Annotated in this window: 19 protein-coding genes; 8 read left to right on the top strand and 11 right to left on the bottom strand. The window is 70.5% G+C overall.

All coding sequences use genetic code 11. The features are described from left to right. Positions 1–146 precede the first annotated feature (146 nt). Positions 147–914, top strand: coding sequence for a VOC family protein (locus ACZ7L5_RS21565; RefSeq protein ID WP_471518368.1), 768 nt, complete (start codon positions 147–149; stop codon positions 912–914). Here ACZ7L5_RS21565 and ACZ7L5_RS21560 read toward each other — a convergent pair. From ACZ7L5_RS21560 to ACZ7L5_RS21535, 6 genes are all read right to left on the bottom strand, one after another. Beyond that, complete coding sequence (locus ACZ7L5_RS21560) at positions 911–1,144, bottom strand: hypothetical protein (protein ID WP_471518367.1); 234 nt, start codon at positions 1,142–1,144, stop codon at positions 911–913. The genes ACZ7L5_RS21565 and ACZ7L5_RS21560 overlap by 4 nt on opposite strands. Further along, on the bottom strand, positions 1,141–1,473 hold the full coding sequence (locus tag ACZ7L5_RS21555; RefSeq protein WP_471518366.1) for a DUF952 domain-containing protein: 333 nt from the start codon (positions 1,471–1,473) through the stop codon (positions 1,141–1,143). The genes ACZ7L5_RS21560 and ACZ7L5_RS21555 overlap by 4 nt, the downstream gene beginning before the upstream one ends. Positions 1,474–1,482: 9 nt before the next feature. Beyond that, positions 1,483–2,709, bottom strand: coding sequence for an RNA polymerase sigma factor (locus tag ACZ7L5_RS21550; protein WP_471518365.1), 1,227 nt, complete (start codon positions 2,707–2,709; stop codon positions 1,483–1,485). 19 nt (positions 2,710–2,728) lie between these two features. After that, positions 2,729–3,145, bottom strand: coding sequence for a YciI family protein (locus ACZ7L5_RS21545; protein WP_365060134.1), 417 nt, complete (start codon positions 3,143–3,145; stop codon positions 2,729–2,731). Between the two features lie 94 nt (positions 3,146–3,239). Next, a complete protein-coding gene (locus tag ACZ7L5_RS21540; protein ID WP_471518364.1) occupies positions 3,240–3,476 on the bottom strand; it encodes a hypothetical protein in 237 nt (78 codons plus the stop codon). 26 nt (positions 3,477–3,502) lie between these two features. Next, the gene (locus ACZ7L5_RS21535; protein WP_471518363.1) at positions 3,503–4,087 is read right to left on the bottom strand and encodes a dihydrofolate reductase family protein; all 585 of its coding nucleotides are present in this window, start codon (positions 4,085–4,087) and stop codon (positions 3,503–3,505) included. Positions 4,088–4,211: 124 nt separating this feature from the next. On the opposite strand from ACZ7L5_RS21535, the gene ACZ7L5_RS21530 reads away from it, so the two are divergent. Next, complete coding sequence (locus ACZ7L5_RS21530; protein WP_471518362.1) at positions 4,212–4,874, top strand: TetR/AcrR family transcriptional regulator; 663 nt, start codon at positions 4,212–4,214, stop codon at positions 4,872–4,874. A gap of 23 nt (positions 4,875–4,897) precedes the next feature. Here the strand turns inward: ACZ7L5_RS21530 and ACZ7L5_RS21525 are convergent, their stop codons facing one another. The 3 genes from ACZ7L5_RS21525 to ACZ7L5_RS21515 all read right to left on the bottom strand — a co-directional run bounded on the left by ACZ7L5_RS21525 (position 4,898) and on the right by ACZ7L5_RS21515 (position 8,454). Further along, the gene (locus ACZ7L5_RS21525) at positions 4,898–5,491 is read right to left on the bottom strand and encodes a GNAT family N-acetyltransferase (RefSeq protein WP_471518361.1); all 594 of its coding nucleotides are present in this window, start codon (positions 5,489–5,491) and stop codon (positions 4,898–4,900) included. Between the two features lie 305 nt (positions 5,492–5,796). Beyond that, positions 5,797–6,924 carry a family 2 encapsulin nanocompartment cargo protein polyprenyl transferase gene (locus ACZ7L5_RS21520; RefSeq protein ID WP_471518360.1) on the bottom strand — a complete coding sequence of 376 codons (1,128 nt, stop codon included), beginning with the start codon at positions 6,922–6,924 and terminating at the stop codon, positions 5,797–5,799. A 123-nt stretch (positions 6,925–7,047) separates the two neighbouring features. After that, positions 7,048–8,454, bottom strand: coding sequence for a family 2B encapsulin nanocompartment shell protein (locus tag ACZ7L5_RS21515; protein ID WP_363035350.1), 1,407 nt, complete (start codon positions 8,452–8,454; stop codon positions 7,048–7,050). A 293-nt stretch (positions 8,455–8,747) separates the two neighbouring features. Between ACZ7L5_RS21515 and ACZ7L5_RS21510 the strand changes: the two genes are divergently transcribed. Both ACZ7L5_RS21510 and ACZ7L5_RS21505 read left to right on the top strand, forming a co-directional pair. Then, positions 8,748–9,338 carry an N-acetylmuramoyl-L-alanine amidase gene (locus tag ACZ7L5_RS21510; RefSeq protein WP_328879382.1) on the top strand — a complete coding sequence of 197 codons (591 nt, stop codon included), beginning with the start codon at positions 8,748–8,750 and terminating at the stop codon, positions 9,336–9,338. A gap of 61 nt (positions 9,339–9,399) precedes the next feature. After that, positions 9,400–10,320: a 1-aminocyclopropane-1-carboxylate deaminase/D-cysteine desulfhydrase gene (locus tag ACZ7L5_RS21505; RefSeq protein ID WP_471518359.1), complete on the top strand. Its 921-nt coding sequence runs from the start codon at positions 9,400–9,402 to the stop codon at positions 10,318–10,320. On the opposite strand, the gene ACZ7L5_RS21500 is transcribed toward ACZ7L5_RS21505, so the two are convergent. After that, a complete protein-coding gene (locus ACZ7L5_RS21500) occupies positions 10,302–11,897 on the bottom strand; it encodes a Na+/H+ antiporter (protein WP_471518358.1) in 1,596 nt (531 codons plus the stop codon). The genes ACZ7L5_RS21505 and ACZ7L5_RS21500 overlap by 19 nt on opposite strands. 94 nt (positions 11,898–11,991) lie before the next feature. Here ACZ7L5_RS21500 and ACZ7L5_RS21495 point away from each other — a divergent pair, with 94 nt between their 5' ends. From ACZ7L5_RS21495 to ACZ7L5_RS21485, 3 genes are all read left to right on the top strand, one after another. Next, the gene (locus tag ACZ7L5_RS21495; RefSeq protein WP_328879385.1) at positions 11,992–12,252 is read left to right on the top strand and encodes a UBP-type zinc finger domain-containing protein; all 261 of its coding nucleotides are present in this window, start codon (positions 11,992–11,994) and stop codon (positions 12,250–12,252) included. A gap of 270 nt (positions 12,253–12,522) precedes the next feature. Beyond that, on the top strand, positions 12,523–12,936 hold the full coding sequence (locus tag ACZ7L5_RS21490) for an ATP-binding protein (protein WP_004925829.1): 414 nt from the start codon (positions 12,523–12,525) through the stop codon (positions 12,934–12,936). Positions 12,937–12,953: 17 nt separating this feature from the next. Further along, on the top strand, positions 12,954–14,084 hold the full coding sequence (locus ACZ7L5_RS21485) for an RNA polymerase sigma factor SigF (RefSeq protein ID WP_471518478.1): 1,131 nt from the start codon (positions 12,954–12,956) through the stop codon (positions 14,082–14,084). Positions 14,085–14,105: 21 nt separating this feature from the next. Here ACZ7L5_RS21485 and ACZ7L5_RS21480 read toward each other — a convergent pair whose 3' ends face one another. After that, the gene (locus ACZ7L5_RS21480; RefSeq protein WP_471518357.1) at positions 14,106–14,552 is read right to left on the bottom strand and encodes a hypothetical protein; all 447 of its coding nucleotides are present in this window, start codon (positions 14,550–14,552) and stop codon (positions 14,106–14,108) included. Positions 14,553–14,864: 312 nt separating this feature from the next. On the opposite strand from ACZ7L5_RS21480, the gene ACZ7L5_RS21475 reads away from it, so the two are divergent. Continuing rightward, complete coding sequence (locus ACZ7L5_RS21475) at positions 14,865–15,833, top strand: diacylglycerol/lipid kinase family protein (protein ID WP_471518356.1); 969 nt, start codon at positions 14,865–14,867, stop codon at positions 15,831–15,833. Positions 15,834–16,144 lie beyond the last annotated feature (311 nt).

The raw sequence follows: 16,144 nt of genomic DNA, 5'->3' as shown, positions 1-16,144 counted from the left end.
GGAGAACCGACGGCAAAGCGTGTCCCAGGAGCCGGCGCGCGGTTGGTAAGGGTCCTGCAAAGCCCACGTGGCGAAGCCGGAGTGCGCGCGAGTGCGCCGTACGGCCGTCGCGGGCGTGGTCGCCCCTGCGGATCTACGATCGCCCCATGAGCATCCGCTGGACCTACGCCTTCATCGACCGCCCCGTCGCGTCCTTCACCCGGGCGCACACGTTCTGGACTGCGGTGACGGACACCCGGCTGTCCGAATTCCGGGGCGAGCAGGGGGAGTTCGTGACCTTGCTGCCGGGTGGCGGGGCCGACCCCTGCGTGAAGGTCCAGGGGGTCGACTCTGGCTCCGGTGGCGCGCATCTCGACTTTGCCGTGGACGACGTACCGGGATTCGTGGCCTCGGCGCTCGCGGTGGGGGCGGGTGTCGCCGCCGAGCACGACGGATGGGCCGTGCTGCGGTCGCCCGCCGGGCAGTTGTTCTGTGCCGTGCCCTGGCACGGGGAGTCGGTGCGGCCGCCCGTGGTGCGCGGCAGCCGGCTCGACCAGGTCTGCGTCGACGTACCGCCGTCGCGGTACGCATCCGAAGTCGCCTTCTGGAGCGCCCTGTTGGACGGCTGGGCGTCGGTGCCCGGCTCCCGCCCCGAGTTCCATGTGCTCAAGCCACCGTCCGGGCTGCCCGTCCGCATCCTGCTCCAGCGTCTCGGCGAGGAGCGGCGCGACGCAGAGCGGCTCGGTGCGGAACCCCGGGCCTCCGCCCACCTGGACCTGGCCTGCGCGGACACCGCGGCGGTCCGCGCCCGGCACGAGGCACTGGGCGCCTGCTTCGTCGGCGAGGGCGCCCACTGGACGGTGATGCGCGATCCGGCGGGCGGCACGTACTGCCTGACGGGGCGCGATCCGGAGACCGGCGGACTGGCCGGCTAACGGGTCGTCACGACGAGGCAGGCTACCCGGCCGTTCTCGTCGGGCGTGACGCTCGGGCACGCCGCCTCCCGGCCCTCCGGCAGCGATGGGCTCGGCTCGGCATTCTCCCAGCGGTTCGGTCCCGGCGGCTGCGCCGAGTCCTGCAACCACAGCGTCAGCGCGCCCGCGACGACGACGGCGATCACCCACACCGTCACCGCCCAGCGCCATAACCGGCGGCGTCCCGTCACCTCCAGGGCTCCACATCCACCACCGCGTTCACCGGAATGGGCCCGTACACATGCGGGAACTCCTCGCCGCCCGGCTCCGGCGCCTCGTATTTGAGCGGCACGTCGAGCCGGACCGGGTCCACGACCAGGACCACCAGTTCGTCGGGGCCGTCGTAGGAGCCGTACAGGAAGCCGGCCACGGCGGGGAGTTGGGCGCGGGTCGAGCAGTGGATGAAGCCCTCGTCCCGCAGCGTGCGACCACGTGTCGACATCTCGTACGTGCCCCGCGCGCGGGCCTCCTCCCAGAGGGAGCGTTCGGTGATGTGGAGGATGTACGTGTGTTCGGGCATGCGGCGAGATTACGGCTTCATACGTGCCGCCCGCGCGTGCAAATAGCGCTGCTCCGGCAGGCTCAGCGTCTTGGCTGCCGCGGCCTCGTAGGCGGCGCGTGCCTCGTCGTGGGCGCCGGCCCGCTCCAGGAGGTGGCCGCGGACCGCGTCCAGGCGGTGCCCGGCACCCAGCTCGTCCTCCAGCGCGGCCAGTTCGGCCAGTCCGGCGCGCGGGCCCTGTGCCATGGCGACGGCGACCGCGCGGTTGAGACGCTCGACGGGCCCGGGGACGAGGCGCACCAGGACGTCGTAGAGGCCGAGGATCTCCTGCCAGTCGGTCTCATAGGCGCTGGGCGCCTCGTCGTGGACGGCGGCGATGGCGGCGCGCAACTGGTACGGGCCGGCGGGGCCCCGGGACAGGGCGCGGGTGACCAGGGCGACACCCTCGTCGATCGCGGCCTTGTCCCAGCGGCTGCGGTCCTGCTCGTCGAGGGGGACGAGTTCGCCGTGCGGGCCGGTGCGCGCGTCGCGGCGGGCGTCGGTGAGCAGCATCAGCGCGAGCAGGCCGGCCACCTCGCCGTGGCCGGGGAGGAGGCGGTGGACCGCGCGGGTCAGCCGGATCGCCTCACCGGCGAGTTCGCGCCGCAGCAGGCTCGTACCCGAAGTCGCCGTGTAGCCCTCGTTGAAGATCAGGTACAGGGTGTGCAGGACCGCGGGCAGGCGGTTCTCCCAGTTGTCGGGCCGGCCGAAGCGCACCCCGCGGACCTTCTGCTTGGCCCGGCTGATGCGCTGGGCCATGGTCGCCTCGGGGACCAGGTACGCCCGGGCGATCTCCGCCGTGGTCAGACCGCCGACGGCACGCAGGGTGAGGGCGATCTGGGCGGGCGGAGTCAGGTCCGGGTGGCAGCACAGGAAGAGCAGGGTGAGGGTGTCGTCCTCGCGGGGCGCCCGGTCCACTCCGGGCGGCGGGGCGGTGAAGGCATCCCTCGGCATCAGCGCCGCGGCCTTGTCCTCCCGGGCCCGGCGCGACTGCTCCGCACGCAGCGCGTCGGTGAGCCGCCGCGCCCCGACCTTGATCAGCCAGCCGCGCGGGTTGTCCGGGACGCCGGTCCGCGGCCACTGCTCGGCCGCCGCGAGCAGAGCCTCCTGTACGGCCTCCTCGGCGCTGTCGAAGTGGCCGTAGCGCCGTACCAGCGCGCCGAGGACCTGCGGCGCGTGTCGGCGCAGCAGGTCCTCGGTCTCGGGTGTGGCGCTCACCTACGGCTCGGCCGATGTCTCAGCCGACGTCCCCGGACCCGTCGTCGATGGGCCGGATCACCACCGGGTACACGGGGGCCCCGGCGGGCTGGGGGCACTGCAGGACGCGCTCGGCGATCTCCGTGACCCGCTCCAGGCTCGCGCAGTCCAGCACCCAGTAGCCGGCCAGCAGCTCCTTGGTCTCGCTGTACGGGCCGTCGGTGATCACTGCCTTGCCGTCGTCGCCCAGGGTGACGTGCCGGCCCTTGGCGGGCTCGGTCAGTCCCTGTCCGTCGACCATCTCGCCGCTCTCGGCGAGGTCGTTGTTGAGGGCCTGCATGAAGCCGTACATCGCCTGGATGTCCTCCTGGCTCCAGGCGACGGAGTTCTCGGACCCCTTGCCCTGCATCGCCTCGTAGTCCGCCTGCGTGCCCTGCACCATGACCAGGTACTTCATCAGTCCGCTCCTTCTGCTTCCGTCGGCTCGGGCCGCCCGTGGCGGGCGGCTCTCACAGGGGACGTCGGAGCCGGGCCGGGATTCTCGACAGGGCTCAGGAATTTCTCGCGGTGGGTTTCACGGTGGTGTCCACGGTGGGTGTGCCGGGAGCGTCCGGCTGCTCGTGCTTCTCCTCGTGCTCGGCGCCTGCCTCGGCGTACGCCCCGCACTCGGGGTTGTGGCACGGACCCGCCACCCAGGTGGGGACCCAGGCGCCCAGCGTCTTGTGGCGCCGGACGACCGTCTCTACGGGCTGTCCGCAGTCGGGACAGTGATGCGCTTGGCTGCCCATGTCCTCAGAGTAGGGCGGGAGAGGGCTCAGCGCTTCCTGCTGTACGTACGAACCACGGCGCCGTTGCCGAACGTGCGCGTCTCGCCGAGGGTGAACTCCGTGACGGCGAAGTCCGATCCGAACATCGGCATGCCCGTGCCGTACACGATGGGGTACGTCTTGATGACGAGCTCGTCGATCTCGTCGAGCAGCGCGCCGGCCAGCTGCGCTCCGCCGCACAGGTAGATGCCGAACTCGCCGTCCTGCGCCTTCAGTTCGCGGACCTTGCCGACCACGTCGTCCGAGACGATCTCGACCTGCGGGTCGGGCGACTCGGTCAGCGTGCGCGAGGCGACGTACTGGCGCATATGGGCGTAGGGACTGGTCAGGCCCTCCTTCAGTGCCAGGTCGTAGCTGCTGCGGCCCTGGATCACCGTGTCGAACCGTCGGTTGGGCAGGTCGTCGAATCCGAGGGCGCGACGGGCGGGGGTCGACACGGTCTCCGGGTGCTCCGCCTTGAGGAACTCCAGGAACTCCTCGTCGACGAAGGTGTACATCGAGGTCGCATCGCCGCTCGGGTCCCCGATGAACCCGTCGATCGAACAGGCGATGAAGTACGTGAGCTTTCGCAAGCCGGTCTCTTTTCGTAAGGTGTCGGACAACCACTGCGGTTGTAGTGCTTCAGTTGTAGTACTTCGCTTGTAGTGGTTGCAAGGCCATTTCTGTGACCGGGGAAAGTGGGAGAGGAGATTCCGCATGGCGGGCAATCCGGAACGCCGGGCCGCACTCGTCGACGCGGGCGTCGAGGTGCTCGCCCGCGAGGGGGCACGCGGGCTGACGTTCCGCGCGGTGGACACCGAGGCCGGGGTGCCGGTCGGCACCGCCTCCAACTACTTCACCGGGCGCGATGACCTGCTCCGCCAGATCGACGCCCGGCTGCACGTGCGGCTCGCGCCCGACCCGCAGGTGATCGCCGGGCTGATGACCCAGCCGAAGGACCGCTCCCTGGTCGCCGCCTTCATGCACGACCTGATGGCCCGCGCGACCGGCGACAGAACGGGCTATCTGGCCCTGCTGGAGATGCGCATGGAGGCCCAGCGGCGCCCCGAACTGCGCTCCTCCTTCACCAAGTCGGTGCGCGGCGACCTGGACGAGGCCCTGGAGTTCCACCGCAACGCCGGCCTGCCCGGCGGCGACGAGGTCGTCACCGTGCTCTATCTCGCTGTCCTCGGGCTGCTCCTGGAGCACCTGACCCTGCCCGACGTGCTGGACGGGGTTCTGCCCGGGGTCGGCGTGCCGGACGGGCTGGTCGAGCGGATCGTGGCGACGATCGTGCCCGAGGGTCCCGAGGGTCCCGCGGGCTCCGAGGGTTCCGAGGGTCCCGCGGGCTCCGAGGGTTCCGAGGGTTCCGAGGGGTAGGTCACGGCTGCCGGCGGCTCGGCTCAGCCGCGCGGCTCGCGCCACATCGGCCACATCCGCGGACCGTCCGGGAGGTCGAGGGGACGGCCCTTGAGCTCGAAGCCGAGACGCTCGTACAGCTGCCTGCTGCGCTCGCTGCTCGCCTCCAGATAGGCGGGCAGGCCCTCCTGGTCGCAGCGGTCGAGCACGGCGTTGATGAGCGCGGTGCCGAGCCCCTCGCCCTGGCGCCCGGGTGCCGCGGCGATCATCCACAGGTATTCGTGGGCACGGCCCGCGGGATGGATCCGGGCCGTCAGGCGGCCGATCATCTCGACGCGCTCGTTGTCCGGGTCGACGTCCTGGCGCAGCAGGGCGGGCCCGTCGTCGTCCTCGTCGTGCTCGACGGCCGGTACGGACATCCACAGCGCGCACGCCATGCCGTCCTCGGTGAGGTCTATTCGGCCGTGGGCCAGCACGATGTCGGTGAACGCGGCCATGAGCCTTCGGTGGGTCGTACGGCGGTACTCCTCGCCCGGGAAGACCCAGCCGCTGACCGGATCGTCCTGGAAGGCCGCGTCCAGCAGCCGGACCACCGACTCCCGGTCCGCCTCGCCCGCCGTCCGGATCGCCACGCCCATCTCCACCCGCCCCTTCGCGTCAACCGGCCTTGATCGTAGGGCGAGGAGAGCCGGCATGCGGTCCGCGGGCCGAGTTTGTCGAGATACGGCCGCTGCGCGGCAACCCCGTTGATCGGTGCCGCGATTGAAGGGGACCCGGTACGCAGAGGCGGGCCCCGCACACCGTGGGGATGTGCGGGACCCGCCGGTCCGGAGCCACTCGGCGGCCGTACGGGGTCAGGAACCGTACGGCCCCGAGAGCTCCGGGGTCTTCACCACCTCGGCCGCCGCGACCTCGACCGGTACGGCCCGGCTGCCGCGATCACTCAGTTGCTGCGCCGCGTCACGAACTCGGCCAGCGCCAGCAGTCCGCCCGCCTCCTCCGGGTCGGGCACCGCACGGGCCAGCTCCTGCATGGCGCGGGCCATCCGCTCCGCGGCCTGGGTCTGCGCCCAGTCGCGGCCACCGGCCCGCTCGACGGCGAGCGCGGTCAGCTGCAGGTCCTCCTTGTCGTACGGCACTTCGTACAGCGCGGCCAGCTCCGCCGCCGCCGGACCGCCCGAGGTCAGCGCGGCGACGACCGGGAGGGACTTCTTGCGGGCGGCGAGGTCCGCACCGGCCGGCTTGCCGGTGTGGCTCGGGTCGCCCCATATACCGATCACGTCGTCGATGAGCTGGAAGGCGAGCCCGGCCTCACGGCCGAACGCGTCCAGCGCCGCCACGTCCTCCTCCGCCGCGCTCGCGTACAGCGCGCCGAGGGCACAGGCGCATCCCAGCAGCGCGCCTGTCTTGGCCTCGGCCATGGCGAGCACCTCGTCCAGGCCGACCTCGCCGGGGCCCCGCTTTACCATCGCCGTGTCCGCCTGCTGTCCGGCGCACAGCTCGATGACGCAGTCCGCGAGCCGGGCCGCCGCGGCGGCGGACGCCGGATGCGGATCCTCGGCGAGCAGCCGCAGGGCCAGCGCCTGGAGGGCGTCCCCCGCGAGGATCGCGTCGGCGTCGCCGAACACGGTCCAGGCGGTGGGCCGGTGCCGGCGGGTGGTGTCCCGGTCCATCACGTCGTCGTGCAGCAACGTGAAGTTGTGGACCAGCTCCACTGCCACCGCCGCCCGTACGGCGGCCGCCCGCGCCCTCGGTCCGCCGACTGCGGCGGCCGCGGTGAGGACGAGCGCGGGCCGGATCGCCTTGCCGGCGTTGCCCGCCGCTGGGGTGCCGTCCGGGTGCTGCCAGCCGAAGTGGTACAGCGCGATCCGGCGGAGGGAAGGCGGCAACGACTCGATGGCGGCGCGCAGTTCGGGGTCGACCGACGCCCGGGCGCGCTCCAGGATCACCCCCGCCTCGGGCCCGTCGAGCGGGCCCGGCCCGCCGTCCGTCTCGGTCGCGATGGGCCCTTGCCTTTCGAGCGTCTCGGTGGACGGCCCCGCCCCGGCGGGGCGTTGCTGCGTCTCCGTCATGAACTCACCCATGGCATCGCCTCGGAGAGACGGCGGACGGTGGCCCTTCCGCTACGGCTGGGCGCCTACGCCGAGGGTCTACCCACACGGGGAGCGCGGGACACGGCGTGGTGGCGGCAAAGGTCACCGCCAGCGCCCGATCTCGACGTTCTCCAGCACACCGAGGGCGTCCGGCACCAGGACCGCTGCCGAATAGTAGGCCGTCACCAGGTACTTGATGATGGCCTGTTCGTTGATGCCCATGAACCGGCAGGACAGGCTCGGCTCGATCTCGTCAGGGATGCCCGCCTGCTGCAGTCCGATGACGCCCTGCTCCCCCTCGCCCGTACGCATGGCGATGATCGAGGTCGTACGGGCGTCGGAGACCGGGATCTTGTTGCACGGGAAGATCGGCACGCCGCGCCAGGTGGGGATGCGGTTGCCGGCCATCTCGATGGTCTCGGGAACCAGGCCGCGCTTGTTCAGCTCACGACCGAACGCGGAGATCGCGCGCGGGTGGGCGAGGAACAGCTTGGTGCCGCGCCGCCGGCACAGCAGCTCGTCCATGTCGTCGGGGCTGGGCACGCCGTCGTGCGGCTGGAGCCGCTGGTCGTACTCGCAGTTGTTGAGCAGCCCGAACTCGCGGTTGTTGATGAGCTCGTGCTCCTGCCGCTCCTTCAGGGCCTCCACGGTCAGGCGCAGCTGCTGCTCCGTCTGGTTCATGGGCTGGTTGTAGAGGTCGGCCACGCGCGAGTGGATGCGCAGCACGGTCTGGGCGATGCTCAGTTCGTACTCACGGGGCCGGGCCTCGTAGTCGACGAAGGTGTGCGGGATGTCCGGCTCACCGCTGTGGCCGGCCGCGAGGTCGACCTCCTTCTCGCCGTACTTGTTGGTGCGCTGCGCGGGGATCGCCCGGAGCTGCTCAAGGTGCTGGCTGAGGGATTCCGCGCGCTCCGCGACCTGCTCGACGTCCTGGCGGGGCAGGACGAGCACCGTGCACGCGGTGGCGGCACGGACCGTGTACTCCCAGATGGCGTCGGAGTCGAGCAGCGCCTGGTCGCCGAGGTAGGCGCCGTCGGCGAGGACGCCGAGGGACTCGTCCTCCCCGTAGGGACCGGTGCCGAGCTTCTCCACCCTGCCGTGCGCCAGCAGGAAGACCTCGTCGGTCTGGCTGCCGAACGAGGCGATCACGGACCCCGCCGTGAACTCCCGCTGCTGGCAGCGCTGAGCGAGCTCGGCGAGCACGTCCTCGTCCTCGTACGACCGCAAGGCCGGCAGTTCGCGCAGTTCGGCCGGGATGACCTCGACGCGGTCCCCGGTCTTCACGAACGTGACACGGCCGTCGCCGACGGCGTAGGTCAGACGGCGGTTCACCCGGTACGTGCCGCCCTGCACGTTCACCCATGGCAGCATGCGCAGCAGCCAGCGGGAGCTGATCTCCTGCATCTGGGGTGCGGACTTGGTCGTGGTGGCCAGGTTCCGCGCGGCCGCCGTGCCCAGACTCTGCTGCGGCTTGCCCTGCTCAGTGCGGACCTCTTCGCCTACCGACATAAGGAATTGCCCTCCCGGTCGTGCACCGGCGCCTGTCCGGCGCCCCGCATCGCGATCTCCGCGACCGAGCCTTCCATCACTGAGGGTGCCGGTGCTATTACCCGAAAGAGCGGGAATGGATCACGGCCCACTGGGCAAATAGAGGGACCTTGTCCAAGGTTGCCGTCGCTGTGGTTGGCCAAAACGACTCGTACGCCGTGCGATTCGAGGAGTCGCTTGGGGCTGTTTTCGGTAAAGCACCGATACGAGACGGCCGCGGTGGGCGGTCGGCGCACGGCGCGAAGGGGGCGGTCATGGCCTCACCCATGTCCGCGAGCAGATTCCTGGAGAGACTTCGGGCGGAGGGTGCGACCGTCGTCGAGGTCGGCGACTGGGAGCACCACAACCGCAACCACGTGGGGCCGTGGGGTCCCGTCCACGGCGTGATGATCCACCACACGGTGACCAAGGGCAGCGCGCACACCGTGGAGCTCTGCCGCAAGGGCTACGAGGGGCTGCCCGGGCCGCTGTGCCACGGCGTCATCACGAAGGACGGGCGGGTGCATCTGGTCGGCTACGGCCGTGCCAACCACGCCGGGCTCGGTGACGACGACGTCCTCCGCGCGGTCATCGCCGAAAGCGCGCTGCCGGCCGACAACGAGGCCAACACCGACGGCAACCGGCACTTCTACGGCTTCGAGTGCGAGAACCTGGGTGACGGACAGGACCCCTGGCCGGCGGCTCAGCTGGAGGCGATCGAGCGCGTGTCGGCGGCTGTGTGCCGTCATCACGGGTGGACGGAGCGGTCGGTGATCGGGCATCTGGAGTGGCAGCCCGGGAAGGTGGATCCCCGGGGGTTCACCATGGCTTCCATGCGGGCGCGGATCCGGGAGCGGTTGTCCTAGGGCGGGATTCCTGCGGCGGCCCGTCGCTGCCCCCGGCGGCCGGCCGGGCGACAATGGCCTGGTGAACCACCTCGACTTCGTGACCGATCTGCGGCCCCGGCTTCCCTCGCCGGTGCAGGAGGTCGTGGACGCGCGGTTCGGGCGGGGCGGTGTACGGCTGGTCCTGAAGCGGGACGATCTGATCCATCCGGAGTTGGTCGGCAACAAGTGGCGCAAGCTTGTGCCGAATCTGACGGCGGCGGGCGGGCGCACGGTGGTGACCTTCGGTGGCGCCTACTCCAACCATTTGCGTGCCACCGCCGCCGCGGGGCGGCTGCTGGGGCTGAGCACGGTTGGTGTGGTGCGGGGCCAGGAACTCGGTGAGCGGCGCCTCAATCCGTCGTTGGAGCGGTGTGTGGCCGACGGTATGCGGCTGCATTTCATCGACAGAGCGACTTATCGCCGCAAGGCCGAGCCGGAGACGTTGTCGGGCATTCTGCGCGCGGCGGGTGCGGAGGGGGCGTACGTCGTGCCGGAGGGCGGGAGCAATGCCCTTGCCGTACGGGGGTGCCGGGCGCTCGGGGAGGAGTTGCGGGGGCAGGCCGACGTGGTCGGCATCGCCTGTGGGACGGGCGGGACGCTGGCGGGGCTGGCCGCAGGGCTGGGGCCCGGGCAGCGCGCTCTGGGTGTGCCCGTGCTCAAGGGTGGCTTTCTGGGTGATGAGGTACGGGGGCTGCAGACGGAGGCGTTCGGAGGGCCGCGGGGTGATTGGCGGCTTGACGAGCGGTTCCACTTCGGGGGGTTTGCCCGTACGACTGCTGAGCTCGACGCCTTCGCCGAGGATTTCGAGGAGCGGCATGGGATGGCTGTCGAGCGTCTCTATGTCGCCAAGTTGCTGTATGGGCTTGTGGTGTTGGTGGAGGAGGGGGCCTTCGCCCGTGGGGCGACGGTGGCCGCCGTTGTCACCGGGGCTCCGTTCGGCGCTCAGCCTGCCTCGCGATAGGCCGCCGCCTCCTCCAGGTCCAGCCTGCGCAGCATGGTCCGCAGCATCTCGTCGTCGATGAAGCGGCCGTCCCGCAGTTTCACGAACACCTCTCGTTCGGTGCCGATCACCTCGCGGGACAGGCGGCGGTAGGTGTCGTCGACGGACTCGCCGGTGATGGGGTTGGCCTGGCCGAGGCGTTCCCAGACGGAGTTGCGGCGGCGTTCCAGGACGGCCCGCAGACGGTCTGCGAGGGCCTCGGGGAGGGCGTTGCGGTCGTCGGAGAGGAGTTCCTCCAGCCGTCGTTCGGCGGCGCGGGAGGCCTGCGCCTGGGCGTTGGCCTCCGCGAGAGTCTCGGCCTGGATGTCACGGCCGGGGAGTTTCAGCAGGCGGATCAGCGGCGGCAGGGTCACGCCCTGGACGACCAGCGTGCCGATGACCGTGGTGAAGGTCAGGAAGAGGATGAGGTTGCGCTCGGGGAACGGCTCGCCGCCGTGCATCGTGAGCGGGATCGAGAAGGCGATGGCCAGCGACACCACGCCTCGCATGCCGGCCCAGGAGACGACGAACGCGCCCTTCCAGGTCGGGTTCTCCTCGCGTTTCCGGATCCGCGCCGACAGTATGCGCGGAAGGAAGGTCGCCGGGTAGACCCACACGAAGCGCGAGGCGACGACCACCGCGAAGACGGCGAACGCGTACCAGGCGGCGCGGCTGCCCTCGTACTCGCCAAGGCCCTTGAGCACCACCGGCAGTTGCAGTCCGATCAGGGCGAACACCGCCGACTCCAGTACGAACGCGACCATCCTCCACACGGCCTCCTCCTGGAGCCGGGTGGCGAAGTCGACCTCCCACGCGCGGTGTCCCAGGTACAGGGCCACGACCACGACCGCCAGCACTCCGGAGGCGTGCACCTGCTCGGCCGCCGCGTACGCGACGAACGGGATCAGGAGCGAGAGGGTGTTCTGCAGCAGCGCCTCCTTCACGTGGGTGCGCAGCCAGTGGATCGGCACCATCAGCACCAGGCCCATGCCGATGCCGCCGAACGCCGCGAGCAGGAACTCGCCGATGCCGCCGGCCCAGGTGGCACCCTCACCGACGGCCGCAGCGAGCGCCACGCGATAGGCGGTGATCGCGGTGGCGTCGTTCACCAGGGACTCGCCCTGCAGGATCGTGGTGATCCGGGACGGCAGCCCCACCCGGCGCGCGACCGCCGTCGCGGCGACCGCGTCCGGCGGCGCCACCACCGCGCCCAGCACCAGCGCCGCGGTCAGCGGAAGACCCGGCACGACGAGATACGCGATCCAGCCGACGGCGAAGGTCGCGAACAGCACGTACCCGACCGACAGCAGCATCACGGGTCGCAACTGAGCCCGCAGATCGAGATACGAACTGTCCGTCGCCGCGCTGTGCAGCAGCGGGGGCAGCACCAGCGGCAGGACGACGTGCGGGTCGAGGGTGTACTCGGGGACGCCGGGCAGGTACGACACGAGGAGGCCGACGGCGACCAGCAGCAGCGGCGCCGGCACGGGCGCCCGCCGAGCGGCCGCGGCAACGGCGGCACTCCCGGCCACCAGCAACAGCAGTGGCATCACGTCCATACGCCTCGCCCACCCTCGCCCTCGTGCATCGTCGTCGCGGCCCGCCCTCGATTTTCCGCGCCGTCGTGCGCGCGGCCGTCGTAACCTGGCAATCATGAAACAGTGCACGCACGCCGACGCGCTGCCGCACCCGGAACCCGGCCCGCTCAACGAGACATGTCCCGAGTGTCTGGCAGAGGGCTGGCACCCGGTTCAGCTGCGGCTCTGCCTCACCTGCGGTCACGTCGGCTGCTGCGACTCGTCGCCGGGACGGCACGCCACGGAGCACCACAAGGAGTCCGGCCACCCGATCATGCGGACGTTCGAGCCCGGCGAACTCTGGCGCTGGTGCTTCGTCGACCACGTACTCGTGTGACGGGGACGTACGCTGGACAACCGAGGATCCGGACGGTTCGACCGTCTGACGCCTGGGTACGTCAAACCGGCGCGCGCTCTTCCCAATTGGGCCCGCAGACCCCCTAGCCACGGAGCGTATCCGTGTGTTTACTATGAGTGACAGCAAGGGGTTGGGGTCCTGGGGACAGGAAAGTTCAGAGCGCGATAGCGTCACCGCTGAACCACACATCGCGTTACCCCGGGGGGCGACCCTCGGCCCCGAGAAGCTTGTACCACCTTGGAGGTGAGGGTGTCCCAGATCGCAGGCGAGCCCGCGACCCAGGACTTCGTGGAAGTCCGGCTGCCGGCTGCGGGTGCCTACCTGTCGGTGCTGCGTACGGCGACTGCCGGCCTCGCGGCCCGTTTGGACTTCACCCTCGACGAGATCGAGGACCTGCGCATCGCGGTGGACGAGGCCTGCGCGATCCTGCTCCAGCAGGCCGTGCCCGGCTCGGTGCTCAGCTGTGTCTTCCGACTCGTCGACGACTCGCTCGAGGTCACCGTCTCGGCCCCGACCACGGACGGCCACGCCCCCTCCAGGGACACCTTCGCCTGGACCGTGCTCTCGGCCCTCGCGGGCAAGGTCTCCTCTGCCGTGGACGAGGACAAAACCGTTTCGATCAGCCTCTACAAACAGCGCGGCGCGGGACCCGGGCCGGCGTGAGGAACGGGGACGGGCCGGTGCGGGACGAAGAGCGCGGCACACGGGAGCTGCCGGACGGCGCTGCCCCCTGCTCGGACGGAGCCGAGAACCCGGGAGTGGGCCCGAGCGGTCAGAGCGGTTCCCGCCGCATGGCGGACGGCATCGACGGCATCCCCGAGCAGGCCCGGCCGCACCCGGAGGACAACTCCGCGGAGGCCGGCTTCCTGGCCGACGGACGGGATGACGAAGGCGCCGTGCAGGGCGCGCCTCCGGGCGGGCGGGCCGGGGTCTCCCCGGTCCGCGCGGGGGCGAGGGCTCGGGAGAGGGCAACGGGCGGGACGATGAGCGAGCACCAGCGAAACGCCGAGGACGAGGCGATGAGCGCGCACAGCGTGCAGGCCACGCAGCACCACCCTCAGGACCGCAGCGGAGCGCGCGCCATGTTCGTCGAGCTGCGCAAGCTGCAGGACGGCAGCCCGGAGTACGCGGACCTGCGCAACAAGCTGGTCCGTATGCACCTGCCGCTCGTCGAGCACCTCGCGCGCCGCTTCCGCAACCGCGGCGAGCCGCTCGACGACCTCACCCAGGTCGCCACCATCGGTCTGATCAAGTCGGTCGACCGGTTCGACCCGGAGCGTGGCGTCGAGTTCTCGACGTACGCGACCCCGACGGTCGTCGGCGAGATCAAGCGGCACTTCCGCGACAAGGGCTGGGCGGTGCGGGTGCCGCGGCGTCTCCAGGAGCTGCGCCTCGCCCTGACGACGGCCACGGCCGAGCTGTCCCAGCAGCACGGGCGCTCCCCGACCGTCCACGAACTCGCCGAGAAGCTGGCAATCTCGGAGGAGGAGGTCCTGGAGGGCCTGGAGTCCGCCAACGCGTACTCCACGCTGTCCCTGGACGTCCCCGACACGGACGACGAGTCCCCTGCGGTCGCGGACACCCTCGGCGCGGAGGACGAGGCACTGGAGGGCGTCGAGTACCGCGAGTCGCTGAAGCCGCTGCTCGAAGATCTCCCGCCCCGCGAGAAGCGGATCCTGCTGCTGCGCTTCTTCGGCAACATGACCCAGTCGCAGATCGCGCAGGAGGTCGGCATCTCCCAGATGCACGTGTCCCGCCTGCTGGCCCGCACGCTGGCGCAGCTGCGGGAGAAGCTGCTGGTGGAGGAGTAACGGCTCCCTGAGAGCCGTCGGCTACTTCTGATCCGGTGCGCTGCCGGGCCCCCGGATACCGAGGGCCTGGGTGGTCGCCGGGTTGATCAGGAACACGAGCGTGGCGATCGCGACCGCAGCGATCGCGATGCCCGCCGGGATCGCAATGCTGTCGGCCTGCAGCAGGCTGTAGGCCACCGGCAGCGCCATGATCTGTGTGATGACGGACGGCCCCCGGCTCCAGCTGCGCTGAGCGAACAGCCCTCGCGCGGCGAGCAGCGGCAGCAGGGCGAGGACGACCAGCGTCACGCCCAGGGTGACGGCCTGCTGCCGATCGTCCGGATCCCCGGTGAGTCCCAGCACCAGCACCCAGACACCCCCGACGGTCAGCGCCAGCCCTTCCAGCGCGGTCAGTACCGCGGCATACGTCAGCCGCCGCGGACGCGGACCGGCGGTTTCCGGGGTGGTGGGGGTCTGCTCCTTGGTCACCCTTGAAGGGTAGCCCTCCGCGATATCGCGTTCGGAGAGGGAGGCTCTTGCCCGGCGCCGGTCGGCATCAACCAGCCCATCAACCAGCCCGTCCGGCGTTTGAGGACGAGGCCCCTCAAGGGCTGAAGCGGGGGCCCGGGGGCGGCAGCCCACAGCGGGCCCCACAGCAACGCCGCCGCCAAAGAACCCGACGGCACCCAAACCCACGGCCAAGCCGATGGCAGTCCCCCGTGTCGAGACTCACGCCTCATCTCTTACTAGATCCCAACCTCGACCTGTGCCCGGTACCCCCCAGTAGGTACGCTGCCAGTCATGCGTGCACTTCTCGTGGTCAATCCGGCAGCAACCACCACAAGCGCACGTACGCGCGACGTCCTGATCCACGCGCTCGCCAGCGAGATGAAGCTGGAGGCCGTCACCACCGAGTACCGCGGCCACGCGCGTGACCTGGGCCGGCAGGCGGCGGAGAGCGACGACGTCGACCTGGTCGTCGCCCTCGGCGGCGACGGCACCGTGAACGAGGTCGTCAACGGACTGTTGCACAACGGCCCCGACCCGGACCGTCTCCCCCGCCTCGCCGTTGTCCCCGGCGGCTCCACCAACGTCTTCGCCCGTGCCCTCGGCCTGCCCAACGACGCCGTGGAGGCGACCGGCGCCCTGCTCGACGCCCTGCGCGAAGGCAGCGAACGTACGGTCGGAATGGGCATAGCGGCCGGCACCCCGGGCACGGAGGACGAAGCCGTACCCGACAGATGGTTCACCTTCTGTGCGGGCCTCGGCTTCGACGCCGGCGTCGTCGGCCGGGTCGAGCAGCAGCGCGAGCGCGGCAAAAGGTCCACGCACGCCCTTTATCTGCGCCAGGTGGTACGCCAGTTCCTGCACGAGCCCAACCGCCGGCACGGCACTATCACACTGGAGCGGCCGGGGCAGGATCCGGTGACCGATTTGGTGCTGTCCATAATCTGCAACACCGCTCCGTGGACGTATCTGGGCAATCGCCCGGTGTACGCGGCACCTAAGGCCTCGTTCGATACCGGCCTCGACGTGCTCGGTCTCAGCCGTATGTCCACGGTCGCGGTTGCCCGGTATGCAACCCAGTTGCTCACTTCGTCCCCCGAGCGCGGAGCCCATGGCAGGCATGCGGTCACGCTCCACGACCTGGACCAGTTCACCTTGCATTCGAAGGTCCCTTTGCCCCTTCAGATGGACGGCGACCACCTGGGGCTGCGTACGAGCGTGACGTTCACAGGCGTACGCCGTGCACTGCGTGTGATTGTGTGAGCGGAACGGGCTAAAGTCCTTTCACTCGAACGTTTAGGCCAGGATCCACCCCATGGAAGTACGGCTGTGACCTAGTCGACACCGAGGAATCAAAAAAAACTTTCCGGAAGGGGTTGTATCCGTCGCTGAGGTTTGCGAGTCTCTACGTGGCGATCGGGACGGCCCGCAAGACCGGCCTCCACTGATCACCGGAACCCCTCTTCAAATCACAGGACCTCGCCAGGGAACCTGGCGTTCGGCCCTTCACTTGTTGAGGGATTCGTGAAAGCGTTCACATTCACAAGCAAATCAGCACGTAATACCAAGGAGAG

The sequence above is a fragment of the Streptomyces sp. NPDC107528 genome (assembly GCF_055639295.1).
The sequence above is the reverse complement of the archived record's forward strand: the minus strand, read 5'-3'. Positions and strand labels throughout refer to the sequence as shown.

Bases quoted from the DNA above. Each gene is read 5' to 3' on its own strand.
- ACZ7L5_RS21525 (WP_471518361.1), bottom strand. From the start codon at position 5,491: ATGGGCGTGGCGATCCGGACGGCGGGCGAGGCGGACCGGGAGTCGGTG.
- ACZ7L5_RS21515 (WP_363035350.1), bottom strand. From the start codon at position 8,454: ATGTCGGTAGGCGAAGAGGTCCGCACTGAGCAGGGCAAGCCGCAGCAG.
- ACZ7L5_RS21500 (WP_471518358.1), bottom strand. From the start codon at position 11,897: ATGGACGTGATGCCACTGCTGTTGCTGGTGGCCGGGAGTGCCGCCGTT.
- ACZ7L5_RS21530 (WP_471518362.1), top strand. From the start codon at position 4,212: ATGGCGGGCAATCCGGAACGCCGGGCCGCACTCGTCGACGCGGGCGTC.
- ACZ7L5_RS21565 (WP_471518368.1), top strand. From the start codon at position 147: ATGAGCATCCGCTGGACCTACGCCTTCATCGACCGCCCCGTCGCGTCC.
- ACZ7L5_RS21540 (WP_471518364.1), bottom strand. From the start codon at position 3,476: ATGGGCAGCCAAGCGCATCACTGTCCCGACTGCGGACAGCCCGTAGAG.
- ACZ7L5_RS21520 (WP_471518360.1), bottom strand. From the start codon at position 6,924: ATGACGGAGACGCAGCAACGCCCCGCCGGGGCGGGGCCGTCCACCGAG.
- ACZ7L5_RS21555 (WP_471518366.1), bottom strand. From the start codon at position 1,473: ATGCCCGAACACACGTACATCCTCCACATCACCGAACGCTCCCTCTGG.
- ACZ7L5_RS21475 (WP_471518356.1), top strand. From the start codon at position 14,865: ATGCGTGCACTTCTCGTGGTCAATCCGGCAGCAACCACCACAAGCGCA.
- ACZ7L5_RS21510 (WP_328879382.1), top strand. From the start codon at position 8,748: ATGGCCTCACCCATGTCCGCGAGCAGATTCCTGGAGAGACTTCGGGCG.
- ACZ7L5_RS21545 (WP_365060134.1), bottom strand. From the start codon at position 3,145: ATGAAGTACCTGGTCATGGTGCAGGGCACGCAGGCGGACTACGAGGCG.
- ACZ7L5_RS21495 (WP_328879385.1), top strand. From the start codon at position 11,992: ATGAAACAGTGCACGCACGCCGACGCGCTGCCGCACCCGGAACCCGGC.